The organism is Streptomyces sp. NPDC001002, assembly GCF_053599215.1.
In genome coordinates, this window is record NZ_JBSFLV010000072.1 from 19,717 (window position 1) to 40,903 (window position 21,187).

The 21,187-nt window shown below is 69.3% G+C and carries 22 protein-coding genes; 20 read left to right on the top strand and 2 right to left on the bottom strand.

The genetic code is table 11. The features are described 5' to 3' along the window. Positions 1-49: 49 nt before the first annotated feature. From ACWDR3_RS28760 to ACWDR3_RS28780, 5 genes are all read left to right on the top strand, one after another. Positions 50-799 carry a PIG-L deacetylase family protein gene (locus ACWDR3_RS28760; protein ID WP_450355478.1) on the top strand — a complete coding sequence of 250 codons (750 nt, stop codon included), beginning with the start codon at positions 50-52 and terminating at the stop codon, positions 797-799. 2 nt (positions 800-801) lie between these two features. Further along, positions 802-1,506, top strand: coding sequence for a 4-carboxy-4-hydroxy-2-oxoadipate aldolase/oxaloacetate decarboxylase (locus ACWDR3_RS28765; protein WP_450355479.1), 705 nt, complete (start codon positions 802-804; stop codon positions 1,504-1,506). Positions 1,507-1,532: 26 nt separating this feature from the next. After that, the gene (locus tag ACWDR3_RS28770) at positions 1,533-2,657 is read left to right on the top strand and encodes a 4-oxalomesaconate tautomerase (RefSeq protein WP_450355504.1); all 1,125 of its coding nucleotides are present in this window, start codon (positions 1,533-1,535) and stop codon (positions 2,655-2,657) included. Beyond that, positions 2,638-3,588 carry a catechol 2,3-dioxygenase gene (locus tag ACWDR3_RS28775; RefSeq protein ID WP_450355480.1) on the top strand — a complete coding sequence of 317 codons (951 nt, stop codon included), beginning with the start codon at positions 2,638-2,640 and terminating at the stop codon, positions 3,586-3,588. The genes ACWDR3_RS28770 and ACWDR3_RS28775 overlap by 20 nt, the downstream gene beginning before the upstream one ends. A gap of 116 nt (positions 3,589-3,704) precedes the next feature. Further along, positions 3,705-5,045 (top strand): MFS transporter, encoded by a 1,341-nt coding sequence (locus ACWDR3_RS28780; protein WP_450355481.1) that lies wholly within the window; start codon positions 3,705-3,707, stop codon positions 5,043-5,045. Positions 5,046-5,131: 86 nt separating this feature from the next. Here ACWDR3_RS28780 and ACWDR3_RS28785 read toward each other — a convergent pair whose 3' ends face one another. After that, a complete protein-coding gene (locus ACWDR3_RS28785) occupies positions 5,132-5,542 on the bottom strand; it encodes a cupin domain-containing protein (RefSeq protein WP_450355482.1) in 411 nt (136 codons plus the stop codon). Positions 5,543-5,779: 237 nt separating this feature from the next. On the opposite strand from ACWDR3_RS28785, the gene ACWDR3_RS28790 reads away from it, so the two are divergent. The 12 genes from ACWDR3_RS28790 (at position 5,780) to ACWDR3_RS28845 (ending at position 17,024) form a co-directional block, all read left to right on the top strand. Then, entirely contained in the window at positions 5,780-6,343 is a 564-nt protein-coding gene (locus ACWDR3_RS28790) for a carboxymuconolactone decarboxylase family protein (RefSeq protein ID WP_450355483.1), read from the top strand. Positions 6,344-6,381: 38 nt separating this feature from the next. Then, on the top strand, positions 6,382-7,911 hold the full coding sequence (locus ACWDR3_RS28795; protein WP_450355484.1) for a sugar ABC transporter ATP-binding protein: 1,530 nt from the start codon (positions 6,382-6,384) through the stop codon (positions 7,909-7,911). Then, positions 7,908-8,930, top strand: a complete 1,023-nt coding sequence (locus tag ACWDR3_RS28800; protein WP_450355485.1) for an ABC transporter permease — start codon at positions 7,908-7,910, stop codon at positions 8,928-8,930. Before ACWDR3_RS28795 ends, ACWDR3_RS28800 begins: the two co-directional genes overlap by 4 nt. 72 nt (positions 8,931-9,002) lie before the next feature. After that, positions 9,003-9,959 (top strand): sugar ABC transporter substrate-binding protein, encoded by a 957-nt coding sequence (locus tag ACWDR3_RS28805; protein ID WP_450355486.1) that lies wholly within the window; start codon positions 9,003-9,005, stop codon positions 9,957-9,959. A 98-nt stretch (positions 9,960-10,057) separates the two neighbouring features. Then, positions 10,058-10,969, top strand: coding sequence for a LysR family transcriptional regulator (locus ACWDR3_RS28810; RefSeq protein WP_450355487.1), 912 nt, complete (start codon positions 10,058-10,060; stop codon positions 10,967-10,969). 125 nt (positions 10,970-11,094) lie between these two features. Next, complete coding sequence (locus ACWDR3_RS28815; protein ID WP_450355488.1) at positions 11,095-12,015, top strand: VOC family protein; 921 nt, start codon at positions 11,095-11,097, stop codon at positions 12,013-12,015. A gap of 20 nt (positions 12,016-12,035) precedes the next feature. Continuing rightward, the gene (locus tag ACWDR3_RS28820; protein ID WP_450355489.1) at positions 12,036-13,484 is read left to right on the top strand and encodes an NAD-dependent succinate-semialdehyde dehydrogenase; all 1,449 of its coding nucleotides are present in this window, start codon (positions 12,036-12,038) and stop codon (positions 13,482-13,484) included. Beyond that, positions 13,481-14,371, top strand: a complete 891-nt coding sequence (locus ACWDR3_RS28825) for a fumarylacetoacetate hydrolase family protein (protein WP_450355490.1) — start codon at positions 13,481-13,483, stop codon at positions 14,369-14,371. The genes ACWDR3_RS28820 and ACWDR3_RS28825 overlap by 4 nt, the downstream gene beginning before the upstream one ends. Beyond that, positions 14,368-14,739, top strand: coding sequence for a VOC family protein (locus tag ACWDR3_RS28830; protein WP_401711803.1), 372 nt, complete (start codon positions 14,368-14,370; stop codon positions 14,737-14,739). The genes ACWDR3_RS28825 and ACWDR3_RS28830 overlap by 4 nt, the downstream gene beginning before the upstream one ends. A 26-nt stretch (positions 14,740-14,765) precedes the next feature. After that, entirely contained in the window at positions 14,766-15,551 is a 786-nt protein-coding gene (locus tag ACWDR3_RS28835; RefSeq protein WP_450355491.1) for an alpha/beta fold hydrolase, read from the top strand. Next, a complete protein-coding gene (locus tag ACWDR3_RS28840) occupies positions 15,548-16,033 on the top strand; it encodes a GlcG/HbpS family heme-binding protein (RefSeq protein WP_450355492.1) in 486 nt (161 codons plus the stop codon). Before ACWDR3_RS28835 ends, ACWDR3_RS28840 begins: the two co-directional genes overlap by 4 nt. A gap of 4 nt (positions 16,034-16,037) precedes the next feature. Further along, complete coding sequence (locus ACWDR3_RS28845) at positions 16,038-17,024, top strand: methionine synthase II (cobalamin-independent)-like protein (RefSeq protein ID WP_450355493.1); 987 nt, start codon at positions 16,038-16,040, stop codon at positions 17,022-17,024. 80 nt (positions 17,025-17,104) lie between these two features. Here the strand turns inward: ACWDR3_RS28845 and ACWDR3_RS28850 are convergent, their stop codons facing one another. Further along, complete coding sequence (locus tag ACWDR3_RS28850) at positions 17,105-17,383, bottom strand: putative quinol monooxygenase (RefSeq protein WP_450355494.1); 279 nt, start codon at positions 17,381-17,383, stop codon at positions 17,105-17,107. 144 nt (positions 17,384-17,527) lie between these two features. On the opposite strand from ACWDR3_RS28850, the gene ACWDR3_RS28855 reads away from it, so the two are divergent. The 3 genes from ACWDR3_RS28855 to ACWDR3_RS28865 all read left to right on the top strand — a co-directional run bounded on the left by ACWDR3_RS28855 (position 17,528) and on the right by ACWDR3_RS28865 (position 21,186). After that, a complete protein-coding gene (locus ACWDR3_RS28855) occupies positions 17,528-18,994 on the top strand; it encodes an aldehyde dehydrogenase family protein (RefSeq protein WP_450355495.1) in 1,467 nt (488 codons plus the stop codon). Continuing rightward, a complete protein-coding gene (lhgO, locus tag ACWDR3_RS28860) occupies positions 18,987-20,195 on the top strand; it encodes an L-2-hydroxyglutarate oxidase (RefSeq protein WP_450355496.1) in 1,209 nt (402 codons plus the stop codon). The genes ACWDR3_RS28855 and lhgO overlap by 8 nt, the downstream gene beginning before the upstream one ends. A gap of 130 nt (positions 20,196-20,325) precedes the next feature. Beyond that, a complete protein-coding gene (locus ACWDR3_RS28865) occupies positions 20,326-21,186 on the top strand; it encodes an amidohydrolase family protein (RefSeq protein WP_450355497.1) in 861 nt (286 codons plus the stop codon). The last annotated feature ends 1 nt before the right edge of the window (position 21,187 follow it).

Below are 21,187 nucleotides of genomic sequence, written 5' to 3' on the forward strand. Positions count from 1 at the left end.
CGGACACGCAGGGGGTGGGCGCTCACCTGTCCACAAGGAGATTCGAGCAATGACCCAGGCCAACGCGCCCGCCACCCCACGATCCACGCTCGTCGTCACGGCGCACGCCGGGGATTTTGTGTGGCGGGCGGGCGGCGCCATCGCCCTGGCCGCCGCCCGCGGGGAGAAGGTCACCGTCGCGTGTCTGACCTTCGGCGAGCGCGGCGAGTCCGCCAAGGCGTGGCGGGAGGGCAAGCAGCTGGCGGAGATCAAGGCGCTCCGCCGGGACGAGGCCGAGCGGGCCGCCGCCGCCCTGGGCGCCGAGGTCCGCTTCTTCGACGCCGGTGACTATCCGCTGGTCGCCACCGCCGAGTTGACCGACCGACTCGTCGCCGTCTACCGCGAGACCCAGCCGGACGTGGTGCTCACCCACCCCGTCGAGGACCCCTACAACGGCGACCATCCGGCCGCCAACCGGATGGCGCTGGAGGCCCGCATCCTCGCGCAGGCCATCGGCTACCCGGGCGAGGGCGACATCATCGGCGCCCCGCCTGTCTTCTACTTCGAGCCGCACCAGCCCGAGATGAGCGGCTTCAAGCCGGAGGTCCTGCTCGACATCACCGAGGTGTGGGACACCAAGCGCAAGGCCATGGAGTGCCTCGGCGCCCAACAGCACCTGTGGGCCTACTACACCGACCTCGCCGTCCGCCGCGGCGTCCAGCTCAAGCGCAACGCCGGCCCGAACCTGGGGCTCGCCCACACCACCATGGCCGAGGCGTACATGCGGCCGTTCCCGCAGATCGCGAAGGAGCTGGCGTAGCCATGGGCGGAGTGATCGTCACCAACCCGCCGAAGGCGGACGCGAAGGACGTCGACGCGCTGGCCGGCTTCGGCGTGGCCACCATCAGCGAGGCGATGGGCCGCACCGGTCTGCTCGGGCCGTCAATTCGACCTGTCCAGCAGGGAGTTCGGGTCGCGGGCACCGCGGTCACCGTGCTCGGCTGGCCCGGCGACAACCTCATGATCCACGCGGCCGTTGAGCAGTGCGGCGAGGGCGACATCCTGGTCGTCACCACCACATCCCCGTGCACGGACGGCCTGTTCGGCGAGCTGTTCGCCACCGCGTTGCAGCACCGCGGGGTGCGTGGCGTCGTCCTCAACACGGGCATCCGCGACACCCAGGAACTGCGCGACATGGGCTTCCCCGGCTGGTCCCGTGTTGTCTCCTCCCAGGGCACCGTCAAGGCCACCGGCGGCTCGGTCAACGTGCCCGTCGCCATCGACGGCCAGGTCGTCCGCCCCGGAGACGTGATCGTCGCCGACGACGACGGCGTGGTGGTCGTACCGCGCGAGCAGGCCCGCGAGACGGCGGCGAAGTCCGAGGCCCGCGAGGCCAAGGAGGCCGCCACCCGCGCCGCCTTCCTCGAAGGCCAACTCGGCCTGGACCGCTACGGGTTGAGGGAGACGCTCAAGCGACTCGGCGTCGAGTACAAGACCTACGAGGAGTACGCGGGGGAGCAGCCGTGACCGGTGGGCCCGAGGAGGTCCGCTGCATGCTGATGCGTGGCGGCACCTCCAAGGGCGCCTACTTCCTCGCCGAGGACCTGCCGGCCGACCCCGCCGAACGCGACGACCTGCTGTTGCGCGTCATGGGCAGCCCCGACCCGCGCCAGATCGACGGACTGGGCGGCGCCCACCCGTTGACCAGCAAGGTGGCCGTCGTCTCCGCCTCGGCCGACCCCGAAGCCGACGTCGACTACCTGTTCCTCCAGGTCGCCGTCGACCGCCCCGAGGTCACCGACCGGCAGAACTGCGGCAACATCCTTGCCGGAATTGGCCCGTTCGCCGTGGAGCGGGGGCTCGTGGCCCCCGGTGACGGTGAGACATCCGTCCGCATCCGCATGCTCAACACCGAGGAACTGGCGATCGCGCGCTTCCCCACGCCGGGCGGGCGGGTCGACTACACCGGCACCGCGGAGATATCCGGCGTGCCCGGTACCGCGGCTCCGGTGGTGATCGAATTCCCGCAAGGCAGCGGGCAGCTGCTGCCGACCGGGCGCGTCCGGGACGTGATCGCCGGCATCGAGGTGACCTGCGTCGACAACGGCATGCCGGTCGTCCTCATCCCGGCCACCGCGCTGGACGTCACCGGCTACGAGGCGCCCAAGGACCTGGAGGAGGACCTCACCCTCGCCGACCGCCTCCGGGAGATCCGCCTGGAGGCCGGCAAGCTGATGGGTCTCGGTGACGTCGAGGGCACCACCGTGCCCAAGCTCAGCCTGCTGGCGCCGCCCACGGACGGCGGGGCCCTCATGACTCGCACCTTCATCCCGGTCCGCTGCCACACCTCGATCGGCGTCCTGGGCGCCGCGAGCGTGGCGGCGGGGCTGCTGGTGCCGGGTGGGGTGGGGGAGGGGATCGCGGACATCCCCGTACCACCGAAAGAACCAGCACAAAGTGACCGAATTCGCATCGAGCATCCCAGCGGATTCCTAGACATCGAAACTAGCGTGGCCGCCGGAACCGACGGTTCCGCTCCCGTGGTCCGCCGAACCGCGGTCGTACGCACCGCACGCAAGATCTTCGACGGCACCGTCTTCCCCCGGTCGGCCGACACAGCCCCCGCGCCCGCACCCGCACACCCCCTTGGAGGCAACGATGGCTCCGCCGCTCGGTGACATCGCCCATATCGGCCACGCCCAGCTCTTCACCCCGGACCTGGAAGCCAGTGTCGCCTTCTTCACCGACTACCTCGGGCTGACCGTCAACGGGCAGGACGGCGACACCGTCCATCTGCGCACCTACGACGACTACGAGCACCACAGCCTGGTCCTCACGGCCCGCGCACAGCCCGGCCTCGGTCGGCTCGCCCTGCGCACCTCCAGCGAGGAGGCCCTCCAGCGCCGGGTCAAGGCGGTCGAGGAGGCGGGCGGCACCGGCAGGTGGGTCGAGGACGAACCCGGCCTCGGCAAGCTGTACGTCACCACCGACCCGGACGGCCACGAGCACGCCCTGTACTGGGAGAGCGAGTACTACCAGGCGCCCGACGAACTGAAGCCCGCGCTGAAGAACCAGCCGCAGGCCAAGCCCAACCGGGGCGTCGGAGTTCGGCGCCTCGACCACATCAACTTCCTTGCCGCGGACGTGCTTTCCAGCGCCGAGTTCCAGCAACACGTGCTGGGCGCCCGGCCTACGGAACAGATCCGGCTCAACAGCGGGCGGATCGCGGCGCGTTGGCTGACGTACACGAACAAGTCGTACGACGTCGTCTACACCGAGGACTGGACCGGTTCGAGCGGGCGGCTGCATCACATCGCCTTCGCCACCGACACCCGCGAGGACATCCTGCGGGCGGCCGATCTCGCCATCGACACAGGCGTGTTCATCGAGACGGGCCCGCACAAGCACGCCATCCAGCAGACGTTCTTCCTCTACGTCTACGAGCCGGGCGGCAACCGGATCGAACTGTGCAACCCGCTCACCCGGCTCGTCCTGGCCCCCGACTGGCCGCTGATCACCTGGACCGAGGAGGAGCGGAAGAAGGGGCAGGCCTGGGGCCTGAAGACCATCGAGTCCTTCCACACGCACGGGACGCCGCCGGTCGGCTGAACGGTGCGCGAGAGCCACCCCCGAGCAACTGTCGATGAGATTGTTGACAAAAACGTTGACTATCCCGGGGGTGGCTCCTTAGCGTCTAGCGCACCAAGCACGAGAGGTAACCAACGATGTCCTCCTCCCCGTCCCCCTCCCTGTCCCCTTCGTCCGCCCGCGGCAGCAGACTCGCGCTGATCGTCGTCGGCCTGTGCTGGCTGGCCGTGCTCTTCGACGGGCTCGACATGTTCATCTACGGCTCGGTGCTGCCGCACCTGCTGGAGACGAAGACCTTCGGGCTCACCGCCGACCAGGCCGGCGACCTCGGCAGCTACGCCACCTTCGGCATGCTGGTCGGCGCGCTCACCGCCGGCACGATCGCGGACCGGATCGGCCGCAAGAAGCTGATGGTCGCCTGCGTGACGCTCTTCTCGCTGGCCTCCGGGATCTGCGCGGTCTCCGGCAGCATCGAGGTCTTCGGCCTGGGCCGGACCCTCGCGGGCGTCGGCCTCGGCGGTCTGCTGCCGACCGCGATCAGCATGGTCTCCGACTACGCCCCGCGCGGCCGCACCGCCCTCACCATCGGCATGCTGATGACCGCCCACCACGCGGGCGGCATCCTGTCCGCCTACGTCGCCAAGTGGCTGGTGGATCCGGTCGGTTGGCGCGCCGCCTTCTGGGTGTGTGTGGTCCCGCTGGCCTTCGCGCCGGTGCTCGCCAGGTTCCTGCCCGAGTCGCTGAGCTTCCTGGTCGCCAAGGGACGTACCGACGAAGCCCGTGAACTCGCCACCCGCTACGACGTCGAACTCCCGGCCGCGGCGGGCAAGAAGACCGCAGCGGACCGCTGGGACGCCCTGGTCGGTCTGTTCCGTGGCGGCGAGTGGATCCAGACCCTGCTGTACTGGCTGGCCTCCTTCGGCGGGCTGTTGCTGGTCTACGGCGTGGCCACCTGGCTGCCCACCCTGATGCGCGCCGAGGGCTACGAGTTGGCCAACGCGCTGACCTTCGTGGTCGTCTTCAACCTCGGCGGCATCGTGGGCATGCTCGTGGCAGGGCGTGCCGCCGACCGCTTCGGCGCCCCGCGCATCTCGGCGATCTGGTTCGCCCTCACGGCCGTTGGCGTCTTCCTGCTCGGTGTCCACATGGCGCAGGCGGTCACGATGCTGGTCGTCTTCCTCACCGGCGTCTTCCTCAACAGCGCCCAGACGATGATCTACGCGACCGTCTCGATCCGCTCCACGCCCGACAGCCGTGCCACCGCCGTCGGCTGGACCTCCGGCATGGGCCGCTTCGGCGCCGTCTTCGGACCGTGGCTCGGCGGCCAGTTGCTCGCCGCGGGCAACGGCGACTGGGGCTTCACCGCCTTCGCGCTCGCCGGTGTCTCGTCCATGGTCTTCATCGGCATCGCGGCGCTGCGCAGCGCCAAGTCCGACACCCCGACCGGCAGCGAGCGGAAGCTGGTCACCGCGCACTGAGCACGCACGGGTCATGGAACGACGGACGCCGGCCACCGCACGGGATGCGGGGCCGGCGTCCGTCGTTCCCAACTGCCTTGCGGCGGTCAGTCGTTGCCCATCTGGTCCTCATCCGACAGGTGTTCCACCGTCTTCCCGGTCTCGGTGAACGTCCGTGTCACATGGCCGGAGGAGTACACCCACAGGATGCGCAGCGGTACGTCACCGATGTTCCGGAAGAGGTGCGGGATCGGCGACGGGACATAAGTGGTGTCGTACTGCTCCAGCTTGGTCACCTCGCCGTCGACCCACACCTCCGCCCGGCCCTCCAAGATCGTCACGTGCTCGTCGCAGTTGTGCGAGTGCAGCGGGGCGCCGGAGCCGACCGGATAGACGCTCATCCCGCTGGTGATCCTGTTCTCCCCGCCGGCCGACGGCGTGGTGATCAGCGGCGTCGAGACGACGGCACCTCCGCGGTCCAGTGGCGGTACCGACGCGACCTTGATGATCGTGGTCATCCGGGCTTCCTCTCCGTTCCTCGGGCGGCGATGTGTTGACCGACGTTAGGTCGCGCGCGGGTGAATGGGTGCCCTCCAGCGTGCAGTTTTACGTTGCAGTCCGGGAGGGGCTGAGCTTCCGGAACCCGGCTGTACGGTCTGCTCGCGTCGGACGGTTTCCCGTTCCGTGCCCGAAACGCGGCGGAAAGAAAAGGCAGGTACGGCCAGATGAGGCTCCCCGTTCTCAGCGAAGAGGAAATGGATCCACGGCAGCAGGAGCTGGCCGCCCGCATAGCCGGCCGGCGCGGCGCGGTCCGCGGTCCCTTCCGGGTCTGGCTGCACAGCCCGGAGATGTGCGAACGGGCCGAATCGCTCGGTGCGTTCGCCCGGTTCGAGTGCAGTCTGCCCCGGCATCTGCGTGAGTTGACGCTGCTGATGGCCGCTCGCAACTGGGACGCCCAGTACTCCTGGAACGCGCATGTGCACCAGGCGATCGAGGCAGGCATCCCCGAGGCGGCGGTCGAGGCCATCGCCGAGAAGCGCGAGGCCGTCTTCGACAACGAAGCCGACCAGGCCTTCTACCGGTTCTGCCGGGAGATCCTCGACGAGCACTTCGTCACCGACGAGACCTTCGCCGCGGCCCTCGCGCACTTCGGCTCCAAGGGCCTGGTCGACACCATCGGCGCGCTCGGCAACTTCACCATGCTCGGCATGTGCCTCAACACCTTCCAGGTGGACCTCCAGGCCGACAAGGAACCGCCCTTCCCCGACATCCGCGGCTACGGGCGGGTCGACCTCGTCGCCGACCGGCCGCAGCCGTGAGTTCCCTGACCGGCCCGGGCACGCAGGGAGGTGCCGCCGTGACACCGGCCGACCCGGCCGCTCCGGCCTTCGAGGACAGGCCCGCGGCCGTGCTTCGCGTCCGGGGTGTCCGCAAGAGCTTCGGCGGGGCCGCCGCCCTCAAGGGCGTCGACCTCGACCTGTACCCCGGCGAGATCCACGCCCTCATGGGCATGAACGGCGCCGGCAAGTCGACCCTCGTGCAGATCCTCTCCGGGGTCCACCAGGCCGACGGCGGCACGATCGAGGTTGACGGACACGTCCAGCACGGACTCACCGTGCGCAGGGCGCGTCGGCTCGGCATCGCCTCAGTGCCGCAGCGCCGCGAACTGGCGATGGGCCTGACCGTCGCCGAGAACGTCCTGCTGGGCGACCTGCCCACCCGGGCCCGCGCTGTGCGCTGGAAGACCGTCCGCGACCAGGCCCGCGCCGCCCTGCACGGGCTCGGCATCGACATCGACGTGGAGCGCACCGCCGGTTCGCTCAGTGTCGCCGAACAGACCATGGTCGAGGTGGCCCGCGAGGTCCGCCGCGGTGGCCGGATCCTGATCCTCGACGAACCGACCGCCTGCCTGAGCGCCGAGTCCGCGGACCAAATCCGGTCCCTGGTACGGACGTTGCGCGACGAGGGCGTCGCCGTCGTCTACATCTCCCACTACATCGACGAGGTCATGGCTGTCGCCGACCGTCTCACCGTCCTGCGGGACGGGGGAGTGGTCCGCACGGCGCCCGCCTCGGAGATGGACCACACGGATCTCGTACGGGCCATGGTGGGCCGCGATGTCGTCTCCACCCGGCCCGAACGCCCCGAGCCCAAGGACGAAGTCGGCCTCTCCGTAAGGGGGTTGACCCACGGTCGGGCCATCCGGGACTTCACCGTCGACGTCCGCAAGGGCGAGATCGTGGCCGTCCTCGGGCCCGCCGGGGACGCCCAGTCCCGCCTGTTCGACCTGCTGTCCGGACGGCAGCGGCCCGACGCCGGTCAACTCGCCGTCGAGGGACGCCCGGTGCCCTTCGGCAAGGTCCCCGCCTCGCTCGCCAGCGGACTGCGCTGCGTCACCGGCGACCGCCGCGCCCTCGGCCTCGTCCCGGAACTCTCCCTGGACGAGAACCTGATGCTCGCCGACGACCGCTTCCACCGCCGGCGCCTGCACCGCCGTACCCAACTCGCCCGGCGCGCCGCCCCGTTGAGGCGCAGCTACGGCGTCAAGGCGCTGTCCGGCAATCCGCCGGTGAGCGCGCTGTCGGGCGGCAACCAGCAGAAGGTGCTGCTCGGCAAGTGGCTGGAGACCTCACCGGCCGCCTGCTTCCTGGAGGACCCCACCAACGGCGTGGACATCGCGGCCATGGCCGACATCCACACCCTCATCGACGACCTCGCCTCCCGGGGCGTGGCCGTACTGCTCGCCTCCTCGTCCGCCGAAGAGGTCATGCGCCTGGCCGACCGGGTCGTCGTGGTGAGCGCGGGCCGCACGGTCGCCGAGCACGACATCACCGCCATCACCCGCGACGAACTCGTCGCCACGGCCCTCGGAGGCGAACCGCAGTGAGCGTCAAGACACTTCCCGATGCCCCCGGCGTCTCCGACCCGCCCGAAGCGTCCCGCCGATCCCGCTTCTCGCTCGCCGCGCTGCGCGACGTACCGCACGCCGGACTGATCGTCGTCCTCGCCCTCGTGGTGATCTTCACGGCCGCGCAGAGCGAGACGTTCGCCACCGACCGGAACATCATCAACGTCCTGAGCCAGATCAGCGTCAACGCGGTGCTCGCCGCCGGGCTCACGCTGCTGATGACCGCGGGCGGCATGGACTTCTCCATGGGCTCCAACGTCGCCGTCACCGCGGCGGTCGCCGCGAAGCTGCTCGCGGGCGGCCACGCCACGGCGTACACCGTGGTCGTCGCGCTGGTGCTGGGCACGGCGATCGGGCTGGTGAACGGGCTGGTGGTGACGTTCACCAACGTGGCGCCCTTCGTCGCCACACTGGCCTCGGCCACCCTGCTCGACGGCGTGGCGCTGCTGGTGCACGACGGCAACACCATCTCCATCGGCACCCGGATGTTCGCGCTCGGCAACGACAAGGTGCTCGGCGTGCCGTATCTGCTGGTCGTCGCCGTCCTCGTCCTGATCGCGACCGCCCTGGTCATGCGGTTCACGGTGTTCGGCCGGGACGCCTTCGCGATCGGCGGCAACGAACACGTGGCCCGGCTCAGCGGCATCAACGTCACCGCCCGCAAACTCACCCTCTACGGCCTCACCGGCACCCTCTCCGGGCTCGCCGGTCTGATGCTGCTCTCCCGCCTCGGTTCCTCCAGCCCAGGCGGCACCGCCGGACTCTCGCTCCAACTCGCCGTCGTCGCCGCGGTCGTCATCGGCGGCACCTCGCTGGCCGGCGGCTACGGCACCGTCGTAGGCACCGCCCTGGGCCTGGTGCTGCTCGGCGTGGTCGCCAACGCGCTCAACCTCCTGGATTTCTCCAGCAATTACCAGCCGGTCTCGGTCGGCGCCGTGCTGCTCGTCGCGGCCATCGCCAACGAGATGCACAAGGCCCGTGCCAGGTCACGCCACTGAACTGCCCCGCCACCTGGACGACTTGACCCACTTGCCTCTCCGAACCCTGTCCCTCTGAAAGGGCGAAACTCCATGAGAATTTCCGTCAGTTCCCGCAGCGCACTGCTCGCCACGGCCGTCACGACCACCCTGGTCCTGAGCGGCTGCGGCAATGACAGCGACAGTGGCAGCAGCACTTCGGGCGACCTCACCCTGGGGTTCGTCAACGGCGGTGACACCAGCTTCCACACCTGTCTGCAGAAGGCAGTTGAGGAGACGGCCAAGACGGAGGGCGCGAAGGTCTACACGGCCAACTCGCATCAGAACGCCGGTACCGAGCTGTCCAACATCGAGGACATGATCTCCCGCAATGTGAGCGCGCTGATCGTGCAGACGGTCAACGTCGACTCCCTCAAGGGCGACATAGCCAAGGCCAAGGCCTCCGACATCCCGATCTATCTCACGTCGGTGGCCACCAGCGACGTGAACGACATCCTCGGCGCGGCCGTCGTCGACCTCGGCAAGGTCGGTGCCCTGGACGCCGGTTGGGTCGCCGACGACGCCGGCGGCAAGGACGTGAAGGTCGGCATCGTCGCCGGTGCCCCGGGCGCCGCGTCCGACCTCTTGGTGAACGGCTTCAAGGGCGCGTTGCCGGCCACCGCCAAGGTGGTCGCCAACCAGCCCGGCATGTTCAACCCGGCCAAGGCGCAGGACGTCGCCGAGAACATGATCGAGGCCCAGCCCGACCTGGACTACGCCTTCGTCGCCAACGAGGACATGGCGTTCGCGGTGCGCAAGGCGTTCGACGCGGCCGGCAAGAAGGACGTCAAGATCGTCACCGTCAACGGGACCGAGGAAGGACTCGCGGCCGTGAAGTCGGGCGAGTTCTCGGCGACCGTCGCGAACTCGGCCAAGACGATCGGGGACACCGCGGTCAAGAACGCCGTCGGTCTGCTCGGGGACAAGAAGGTTGACAAGATTGCCAACATTCCTCTTGTCTTGGTCACCAAGGACAATCTGAGCGACGCACCCCAGTACTGCCCGAAGTAACGGGCCCCACCAGGACGCGGTGCCTCCCCCTCACGGTGTCCGAGCCGCACACAACCCCCCACTCTCGACGCCGCGAGCGGGAGGGCCCGGAGGAAATCATGGATCGCTTGCTCCTCATGCACAGCTTCGTGACCGTCGCCCAGGTGGGCAGTTTCAGCGGAGCCGCGAAGAAGCTGGGTTCGTCCGGCTCGCTGGTGTCACGGCACGTCGCCGAATTGGAGCGACAGGTGGGCGTCCGGCTCGTGAACCGCACGGCGCGCTCGGTGAGCCTGACCGAACCGGGCCTGCGGTACGCGGAATTCGCCGCCCGCATTCTGGACGAGATCGAGGCCGAGGACGCCGGCATCGCGCATCTGCACGACCGCGCCGAAGGAATGCTGAGCATCATCTGCCCGAAATGGATAGGCAGCCTCGATCTCGGTGACGCGATAGCCGCCTTTTCCGCGGCCCACCCCAAAATCCAGGTCCGTTTCGAACTCGGCGGAATGTCCGACCGTACCTATGACTTCCTGGACAGCGGATTCGACGTCGCATTCCACACCCGGGATCTACGGGACTCCAGCGTCCGCCTGAAGAAGATCTCCTCCCTGCCCTTCGTGCTGTGCGCGTCCAAGACGTACGTCGACCGGGAGGGTCCGCTGGCCCACCCGAACGACCTCGCCACCCGCGACTGCCTCGTGCACGTCAACGACCCGGTCTGGCGCATCGGCCACGGACACCAGAGCACCCTGCACAAGATCCGCAACATCGCGTTCTCGTCGAATTCCTACATCGCCCTGCAGAAGGCCGCCGTCCACGGCCGCGGCATCGCCCTGCTCCCGCAGCGCCCCGCCTACGACGACCTCGTCTCCGGCGCGCTCCAGGTGCTGCTGCCCGAACTGGCCGTACCGGACCGCCCGTTGTACGCGATCTACGGTCCAGGCCAGGACACCCCGCGCAAGGTCAGCGTCTTCCTGGACTTCCTCGCCGAGTGGTTCTCACAGAATCCCATCCCCGCGATGCGCGGATAACCGATACGCGGACAACTGCGGGCGGCTGTCGCAAGAAACGATTGCGCACCTCGTAGAGCTCAGGCCATTGAGGGGCGGGCGCGCGCGAACCTACGCTCACGAGGCGACCCGGAAGCGAGGAATCCATGGGAATCCAGAGAATCGAATCGGTCACCTACGGCATCGACGATCTCGACGAATGCGCCCGCTTCTTCGACGACTTCGGGCTGTTCCCGCTGGAGCGGACCGAGGAGCACGCCGTCTTCGAGACGCTGACCGGGCAGACCCTCCACCTGGACACGGTTCCCGGGCCGCTGCTGCCGTCACCGGTGGAGGACGGGCCGACCCTGCGCGAGGTGGTGTGGGGCGTCGACACGCAGGAGGAACTGCAACGCCTTGTGGCCGTCGTGGCCAAGGACCGCGAGGTCCGCGAGAGCGCCGACGGAGTCCACCACACCGTGGACGAGACCGGCTTCGGCGTCGGACTGGCCCTGGCCCGCCCGAAGCAGGCCCCGGTCACACCTCGCCCCGCGAACGCGCTGGGCAACGTCACCCGCTGGAACACCGCCCTGACGGCCATCGAGCGGGTCCGCCCGCTGCGCATGTGCCACGTGGCGCTGAACATCCCCAAGCCCGGCAAGGAGGCGGCCGTCGCCTTCTACACCGAGCTCCTCGGCTTCCGCCCGACCGATGTCGTCGAACCCATGGGCGTCTTCATGCAGGCCCCGGGCGACGAGGACCAGCACACCATGCTCCTGTGCCACCGCCCCGACCGGGCCGGGATCAACCACATCGCCTACGAGGTCCCCGGCTTCGACGACGTAGTCGAAGGCGGCAACCACATGATCGACAAGGGCTGGCGGGAAGCACGCCGACTCGGCCGGCACACCATCGGCTCCAACGTCTTCCGCTTCCTGCACGCCCCCTGCGGCGGCCGCGTCGAGTACGCCGCCGACATGGACCGGGTCGACGACACCTACGAGACCCGTGTCCACGAGACCACCCCGCCGCACCACATCTGGGCGCTGCGCACCAACCGCGACCAGGAAGCCCCTGACCGGTCCTGACCCTGAGAGGGCACCCACCCATGACCACCGACCACGGCTACCCCGCCGTCCGCATGTACATAGCGGGCGAGTGGTGCCAGGGCGGCACCGGACGTACCGCCCCGATCGTGAACCCGGCCACCGAAGAGGTGATCGGCGACGTACCCCTCGCCACCCCCGCCGACCTCGACCGCGCCCTGGCGGCCGCCGACGCGGGCTTCCGCACCTGGCGCGGTACGTCGATCGCCAAGCGCACGCAGATCCTGCACACCGCCGCCGACCTGCTCACCGAACGCGCCGCCACCGTGGGCCGGATCATGACCCAGGAGCAGGGCAAACCCCTCGCGGAGGCCGCCGGTGAGGCCCGCCGGGTCGCGGACACCCTGCGCTGGCACATCGAGGACGCCCGCCGCGCGTACGGCCGCCTCATCCCGTCCGCCCCCGGCACCGTGCTCTCCGTGCGCCGCGAACCCGTCGGCCCCGTCGCCGCGTTCGTGCCGTGGAACTTCCCCGCCGGCGGCCCCATGCGGAAGATCTCCTCCGCGCTGACCGCCGGCTGCTCGATCGTCATCAAGGCCTCCGAGGAGACCCCCGCGACCGCCGCCGCCCTGGTCGCCTGCTTCGTGGACGCGGGTCTGCCGGCCGGCGTCCTCAACCTCGTCTTCGGCGAACCGGCCGAAGTATCCGCCCAGTTGATCGCCTCTCCGGTCATCCGCCTGGTCGCCTTCACCGGCTCGGTCCCGGTCGGCAAGCTCCTCGCCGCCGAGGCCGGCAAGGTCATGAAGCCCTCCCTGATGGAACTGGGCGGCCACGCCCCGGTGATCGTCTGCGCGGACGCCGACCCGGCCACGGCCGCCCGGCGCGCGGCCCAGGCCAAGTTCCTCAACGCCGGTCAGGTGTGCACCTCGCCGAGCCGGTTCCTGGTCCACGAGAGCCTGATCGACGACTTCACCGCCGAGTTCGTGACGGCCGCCGAGTCCGTGGTCGTCGGCGACGGACTGGCCGAGGGCACCACCATGGGCCCCCTCGCCAACGAACGCCGGCTCACCGCGATGCAGCGGCTGACCGCCGACGCCGTCGCCCGCGGAGCGAAGGTGCTCACCGGCGGCGAACGGCTCGACCGCGCCGGGTACTTCTTCGCGCCGACCGTCCTCAGCGACGTACCGCCGGACGCGGAGGTGCTGCACGAGGAGCCGTTCGGACCGCTCGCGCCCATCGTGCCGTTCACGGATCTCGACGAGGCGTTGAAGACCGCGAACGGCCTGCCGTACGGCCTCGCCGCCTACGGATTCACCCGCGACGCGGCCACCGCGGAACGACTTTCGGCCGAGCTGGAGGCCGGCATCCTCTCCCTCAACCACTGCGGCGGCTCGGTCCACGAGGCGCCCTCCGGTGGAGTGAAGGAGAGCGGCTACGGGCGGGAGGGCGGGCCCGAGGCCCTGGACTCCTACCTGGTCACCAAGCGCGTCTCCCACCTGCTGGTGCCATGAGGTACGCGCGGATCTCGGTCGGCGGGCGGCCGGTCTGGGGCCGGGTGGGGGAGCGGGACATCGAGCTGCTGTCCGGGTCTCCGTTCGAGTTGCCGTCCGGCTCAGCGCACGAGTTGCCGTCAGGCTCCGGGCACGAGTCGCCGTCCGGCTCCGCGCACGAGTCGCCGTCCGGCTCCGCGCACGAGTCGCGGTCCGGCTCTTTGCTCGAAGGCGCCCCGGACGTGACCGGCACCGTGCCGCTCGCGGAGGCCGTCTGGCTGCCGCCCGTCCTCCCGCCCGTCTTCTACGCCGTCGGCATGAACTACCCGCGGCACATCGCGCACGCCGGCGTCGAGACCCCCAAGCGCCCCGAGGTCGGCTACCGGGCCAACAACGCGCTCACCGGCCACCGTTCGCCCATCATCAAGCCCGTCGAGGTCACCGGGCGCTTCGAGGCCGAGCCCGAACTCGTCGCCGTCATCGGGCGAACGCTGCGGCACGCCTCCTACGAGGAGGCGCGCGCGTCGATCTTCGGCTGGACCATCGGCAACGACGTCAGCGCCCGCACCTGGCAGCACGAGGACCGCACCTTCTGGCGCAGCAAGAACAGCGACACGTTCAAGCCCATGGGGCCCTGGATCGAGACCGACGTCGACGCCCTCGCCCAGACCACCACCCTGCGCGTGAACGGCGAGACGCGGGCCCGATTCCCCACCGGCGACATGGTGTTCGACCCCTTCGACCACCTCGTCGAGATCACCCGGCACAACACCGTGCACCCCGGTGACGTGCTGTGGATGGGCGCCGAGGCCACCTGCCAACTGGAGCCCGGCGACACCGTGGAGATCGGGATCAGCGGCATCGGCGTGCTCTCCAACCCCGTACGAATCGAAGGGAACGAGCCATGAGCAAGGAACCGCGCTACATCCATCACGTCAACTTCCCCACCACCGACCCCGACCGGACCGCCGAGTGGTACACGAAGGTCTTCGGGATGAAGCGGATCATGCCCAAGTCCAACACCCGTGTGGTGCTGATGACCCGGGGCAACTTCGACCTCCACTTCACGCCGGTCGAGGAGATGGAGCGCATGGCGCCCTATCACTTCGCCGTCGAGGTCGACGACTGGGACGACTTCCTCGACCACCTCAAGGACCTGGGCATCCGCCACACCCGGCCGATCCAACGCCCCGAGAACCAGTCCAAGTTCTGCTACATCCACGACCCCGACCACACCATGATCGAGCTGGTCCACCACGCCAAGCGCCCCAACTGAGCCTGCACGCACGGGAGTTCATCCTCATGCCCATCGCCGACTCCGACGGCACCTCCATCTACTACGAGCGGCACGGCAGCGGCCCGGCGATCCTGCTCGTGCACGGCAGCGGTGGCCATCACGCGGCCTGGTGGCAGCAAGTGGCCGCCCTGCGCCAGGAGTTCACGATCCTGACCGTGGATCTGCGCGGCTTCGGCAAGTCCGACTCGTCCATGGCCGAGTTCGACGGCCAGGACTTCCCGGGTGACGTGGTCGCGGTCCTCGACGCCGAGGACATCACCGACGCCATGCTCGTCGGTCAGTCCATCGGGTCCGTCGCCGCCTTGCGCGCCGGACTGCTGCGCCCCGAGCGCGTCTCGTCCGTGGTCCTAGGCCACTCACTCGGCGGCATCAGCCACCCCGAGCTCAAGGAACTGGCCGCCGCCGACCGCGCCGAGGCCGTCAAGCTGCCCGTCATCGACCGGCTGCTCACCCGGCAGTTCCAGCGGGAGCGCGCCGATCTGACCTTCCTCTTCCAGCAGATGGGCACCTTCAACGTCGCCCGGATGCAGGACCTGCGCAACCTCGACACCAACGGCCCCTCCCTGGAGGAGATCCAGGCCTCGGGCATCCAAGTCGCCTTCCTGGCCGGCGAGAAGGACGCGGTGCTGAGCGTAAAGACCGTCGCCCGCGCCCACGAACTCCTTCCAGGCTCGCACCTGGAGATCGTCCCGGACGCCCCGCACTCCATGTACTGGGAGGCACCCGCGCAGTACAACGCGGCCGTCGCCCACCTGCGCCGCACCCTCACCGCACCGAAGGAAGCCGCATGAGCAGCCTCACCCTGGACGCCGCCGAGGAGATCATCGACGCCGCCCACAAGCGCGCCCAGGCGATCGGAAAGGCGGTGAGCGTGGCCGTGGTGGACGCCGGCGGTTTCCCGATCGCGATCCGCCGCCCGGACGGGGCCCGCCCGCTCACCCCGGACATCGCCCGCGCCAAGGCGTACACCGCCGCGATCATGCAACGCCCCGGCAAGATGCTGAAGAAGTGGCAGGAGAGCCAGCCCGTCTTCTTCTCCCAGCTCTCCCAACTCCCCGGCGCGTCCATGCCGATCATGGCCACCGAAGGCAGCCTCACCATCAAGAGGAACGGCGAGATCATCGGCGGCCTCGGCATCGCCGGCGGCACGGCGGACGAGGACCAGCGGATCGCCGAGGAGGTCCTCGAATCCCTCGGCTACGAGCTGGAGTTCGCGGCGTGGGGCACAACGGGTAATCCGTCTCAGCCGACTCCGTCCGGAAAGGACGCGTGACGACATGGCGGACACCTTCAACTACCGCATCGACCACCACGGCAGCCTGGTCCGCCCCGGCGACCTCGCCACGATCGGCGTAGAGCAGGCGGTCAGGGACGCGGTGGCCTTCCAGCGCAAGCTGCGCTCGACGGTCGTCACCGACGGCGACTTTCCGCGGGAGGACTTCCGCAGCGCAGTACTTGACGGCGTGTCAGGATTTCGTCGCACTGACGAGACGGACCCCGACGGCCTAGCCCGCTGGATCGCGGAATCCCTCCCGAAGACGGCCGGCCCGCTGCTCGCCGACTCGGCCGCCAAGCTCGCCGAACTGACGGTGATCGCCCCGAAGGCATCGCTGCCCTCCCCGGCCTACCTGGCCGCCACGACGTACGAGCCCGGCCTCGGAGTGTCCTCCGCCCGCGAGCTGGGCGAGGCCCTGGCGGAGATCATCCGGGCGGAGATCGAGCTGCTGGTCGCGAGGGGCGTACGCCTCATCCAGCTCAACAACCCCTTGTTGCTTGCTCAGTTGGAAGGCGACCGAGGCGCGCTGTCCTTCGAGGACGCGCTCGCCGTAGAGGCATTGGCGGTACGTCTGGACAAGCGCCCCGAGGGCGTCCGCATAGGCCTCTGCCCAGGCTGGGCAGCACCCATGGAGGCGGGCCGAACCCGCACCGAGAAGCTGTACGCCACCATCCCCGCCGACCGCTGGATCCTCCCCTTCGACCAGGGCACCCAGGCCGAACTGGACCTGGTCAGGGCACTCCCGGAGGACCGCGACTTCTGCCTGGGCGTCGTAGACGCGACCACACCAGAGCTGGAAGACATCGACACGGTGATGGAACGGATAGACGCGGTAGGGGAGTTCAAGGACTTGGAGGACGGAGCGGTCTCCCCGTCCCGAGGCTTCGCGGACGTAGCAAGCCGACCCCTACTGACAGCAGAGGCCCAGCGCCAGAAGCTGGTCCTGGTAGAGACAATCGCCCGCTACTGCTGGGGCAACGAGTTCTAGAACGCCCTAAGGGGCGCGGGGAACTGCGCGATCAACCACACACAACCCGCGCCCCACATCGCACACAAGCCAGGCAGACGCTAAAGCGCCTCGGCAAAAGTCACCGTTCGCTCGCTGAGCAACGGCCACACAGCCTCCACGATCAGTTCCTTGAAATGCGGCGCAGCCTTATGCGCGTCGAACCCGACCTCGTCGGCATACCGCTCGTAGAGCAGAAACCCGTCGGCCACGGCATGCACCTCGTACGCCTCATTCGCGGGCTCGGCCCTGGTCAACTCGCGCATCTCCAGCAGAGCGTCACGCACTGCGGCCTCGTCCTCCGGCGCGCACTGGTAACGGGCAATGACTGCGTACCCCATGTCTTGTTCTCTCCTCGGCGATTCCGATCCCCCGACCCGCCGATTCCAGCACGAATCCCCTGATGAGCGGCTCGCACGGAGCGCAACCAATGTGTGCCGCCCCGGCTCTGGCCCCCCATCGCCCAGTGAGGTGTGGTGAACCGCATGCGTACTCTCGAAACCCTCTCCGGAGGGGAGTGGATCACGACCGGCGACTGGATCGACGTCCACGACCCGGCCGACGTCCGCGCCCCCATCGCCCGCGTCCCCGCCCTCGCCGCGAAAGACGTCACCAGGGCCTACGACCACGCCGAACGCGGGTTCGCCGTCTGGAAGCGCACGAGCCCCTTCGAGCGGGCCCGGATATTCACCGACGCGGCGCGCCTGATCCGCGAGCGGGTCGAGGGAATCGCCGCCGACGTCACCGCAGAGAACGGCAAGACCCGCGCCGAGGCGACGGCCGAGACACTCAAGTCAGCGGATTTCCTGGAGTATTACGCCGCTCTCGCCCGGCAGGGCTACGGCACGCTCCTGCACGACGTACGCCCCAACCACCGTACGCACACCCAGCGCGAGCCCATCGGCGTGATCCTCGTGATCAGCCCTTGGAACGACCCGCTGATCACCCCGGCCCGCAAACTCGCCCCGCTGCTCGCCACCGGCAACGCGGCCGTGTTCAAGCCGGCCACCGAAACCCCTTTGGCGGGGCTGCACTTCGCCCGCGCCCTGCACGACGCGGGCCTGCCGGCCGGTGTCCTGAACGTCGTCACCGGCCGCACCGCCGAGATCGAGGAGGCCCTCCTCGACGACCCGCGCGTCGTCGGCATCACCTTCACCGGCTCCAACGCCGTAGGCAACCGCATCCGCCGCCGCCTCGCCGACCGCAACGTCCGTTTCCAGGGCGAACTCGGCGGCAAGAACGCCTCCGTAGTCCTGCGCGACGCCGACCTGCCGACCGCCGCGAAGGCGGTCGTCGCCGCCTCCTTCGGCCAGGCCGGACAGCGCTGCACCGCCACCAGCCGGGTGATCGTCGAACAGCCGGTGTACGAGGAGTTCGCGCGGTTGCTGGTCGCCGAGGTCGAGACCCTGACCGTCGGTCCCGGCAGTGACCCGGCGACCACCTTGTGCCCTCTCTCCAGCCCCAGGCAGCGCGACTCCGTCCTGGCCGACCTGGCCCGCGCACTCGACCAGGGCGCCACCGTCCTCACCGGCGGCCGGGCCGACACCAACGGCGAGCGCGCGCACGGCTGTTACGTCCAGCCGACCGTACTCGCCGACGTCACCGCCGAGTTGGCGATCTGGCGCGAGGAGGTCTTCGGTCCCGTCCTCGTGCTGCGGGCCGTCGCCGACTTCGACGCGGCCGTCGAGGCGGTCAACGACTCCGACTTCGGCCTCGCCGCCGCCGTCTTCACCCGCGACCTGGGCCATGCGTACCGCTTCGCCGACGCGGCCGAGTGCGGGCAGGTCGCGGTCAACTCCACGACCACCGGCTGGGACGTCCACCTGCCCTTCGGCGGGTTCCACGACTCCGGTACGGCGTACAAGGAGCAGGGCGAGGAGGTGCTCCGCTTCTCCACCCGAGTCAAGACGGTCGCCGTCAACCTCGGTGCTCCGGAGCAGACCCGTGGCTGACGAGACCGTCGGAGTCGTCGGCGCCGGCATCGTGGGCCTGGCCACCGCCCGCGAGATCGCCCTGCGCCGCCCCGGCACCAGAGTCGTCGTCTTCGAGAAGGAGCCGGAGGTCTCCCGCCACCAGACCGGCCACAACTCCGGTGTCGTGCACGCCGGTCTCTACTACCCGCCCGGCAGCCTCAAGGCAGACCTGTGCGTCCGGGGCGTGGCCCTGCTGCGTGAGTACTGCGGGCAACGCCAACTCCCGTACCGCGAGATCGGCAAGCTGGTCGTGGCCGTCCGCGAGGACGAACTCGGCCGGATGGACGCCCTGTTCGAGCGGGCCCGCAACAACCACGTGCCGGACTTGCGGAAGTTGTCGCGCGAGGAGATCCGCGAGATCGAACCGCGCGCCGGCGGGATCGCCGCCCTGCACTCCCCGCGCACCGCGATCACCGACTACCCGGCGATCGCCCGCGCCTTCGCCGAGGACGTCGTCGACTCCGGCGGCGAGGTGAAACTGGGCTTCCCGGTCGGCTCGTTGACCGACGTGCCGGGTGGCATCGAGGTGGGGTCCGCGCAAGAACGTATTCGCGTGGACCGGTTGATCCTGTGCGCGGGTCTTCAGTCCGACGTGGTCGCGAGGCTCGCGCACGACGCGAAAGAACCGCGGATCATCCCCTTCAGGGGCGAGTACATGCTGCTCAGGCCGGAGCGTACGAACCTGGTGCGCGGGCTCATCTACCCAGTGCCGGACCCGCGTTACCCCTTCCTCGGCGTCCACTTCACGCCCCGCGTGGACGGCTCCGTGGAGGTCGGCCCCAACGCGGTCCTCGCCCTCGCGAGGGAGGGCTACACCCGGACGAGGATCTCGCCGAGGGACCTGCTGGGCCTCGCCGGCTACCCCGGCGCCTGGAAGATGGCGGCCCAGCACTGGCGTACCGGAATCAAGGAGTACCGCGGCTCCTTCTCCACGGCGGCCTTCATGAAGGACGCCGGGCTGTACGTCCCCGGAGTCGGCGTCCGTGACGTCGTGCGAGGCGGGGCGGGTGTGCGGGCCCAGGCGCTGGACCGGGACGGCACGCTCGTGGACGACTTCCGCATCCACCGGGCCGGCCGCGTCACCGCCGTACGGAACGCGCCCTCGCCGGCCGCCACCGCGTCGATGGCGATCGCCGAACACATCGTGCGCGCGGTCTTCGAAGATGTCGCCGCAAACTGAAAATGCCCTGCGTGCGGCGCACTTTCACGCAACAACTGCTTGCGCTCCCGGGGACTCCGCAAGGCCCCGGGACCCGCCTAGCGTTCCCTCCGTAACGCCCATCACCCCGTTCGACAGAAAGAGTTGAAGGATGTTCGTCGTCGACACCCAGATTCACATCTGGAAGGAAGAGACCCCGGACCGCCCCTGGGTCCCCGGCGCCCGGGAGCGCATCCGTCTCAACGGTCACCGGGAGGACCCCTTCTCCTACGAGGAGGCCCTGGAGCTGATGGACGAGGCGGGCGTCAACCGTGCGCTGATCCTGCCGCCGTCCTGGGAGGGCGACCGCATCGACTACGCCCTGGAGGCGTGCGAGGCGCATCCCGACCGCTTCGGCATCATGGCCCGCATCCCGCAGAACAAGCCCGAAGAGGGCACGGCGATGCTGAAGGACTTCGCCCAGAACCCGCATGTGAAGGGCACGCGGCTGACCTTCCACCGGCCGCAGGACCGGAACTGGATGATCGACGGCACCAACGACTGGTACTGGCCCGTCGCCGCCGAGTTGGGCATCCCGACGATGGTGCACGCCCCGATCTGGAAGCGGGAGCTGGGCGAAATCGCCGACAAGCACCCCGAGTTGAAGATCATCATCGATCACATGGGCATCATGGCCCGCTGCGTGGACGACGCGATCGGCTACTGGGTCTCGGAGACCGCCGACCTGGCGGCCCACCCGAACATCTACGTCAAGGTGTCGGCGCTGCCGGGCTACTCCACCCAGCCCTTCCCGAACAACAACATCCAGAAGTACGTCCGCGAGATGGTCGACAAGATGGGCCCGCGGCGCTGCTTCTACGGCACCGACATCACGCGGCTGCTCGGCCACGGCATCACGTACACCGACACGATCGAGCAGTTCACCAAGCACTGGGACTTCAGTCCCGAGGAGCTTGAATGGATCATGGGCCGCGGTATCTCCGAGGTCCTGAACTGGCCGATCGAGGGCTGAG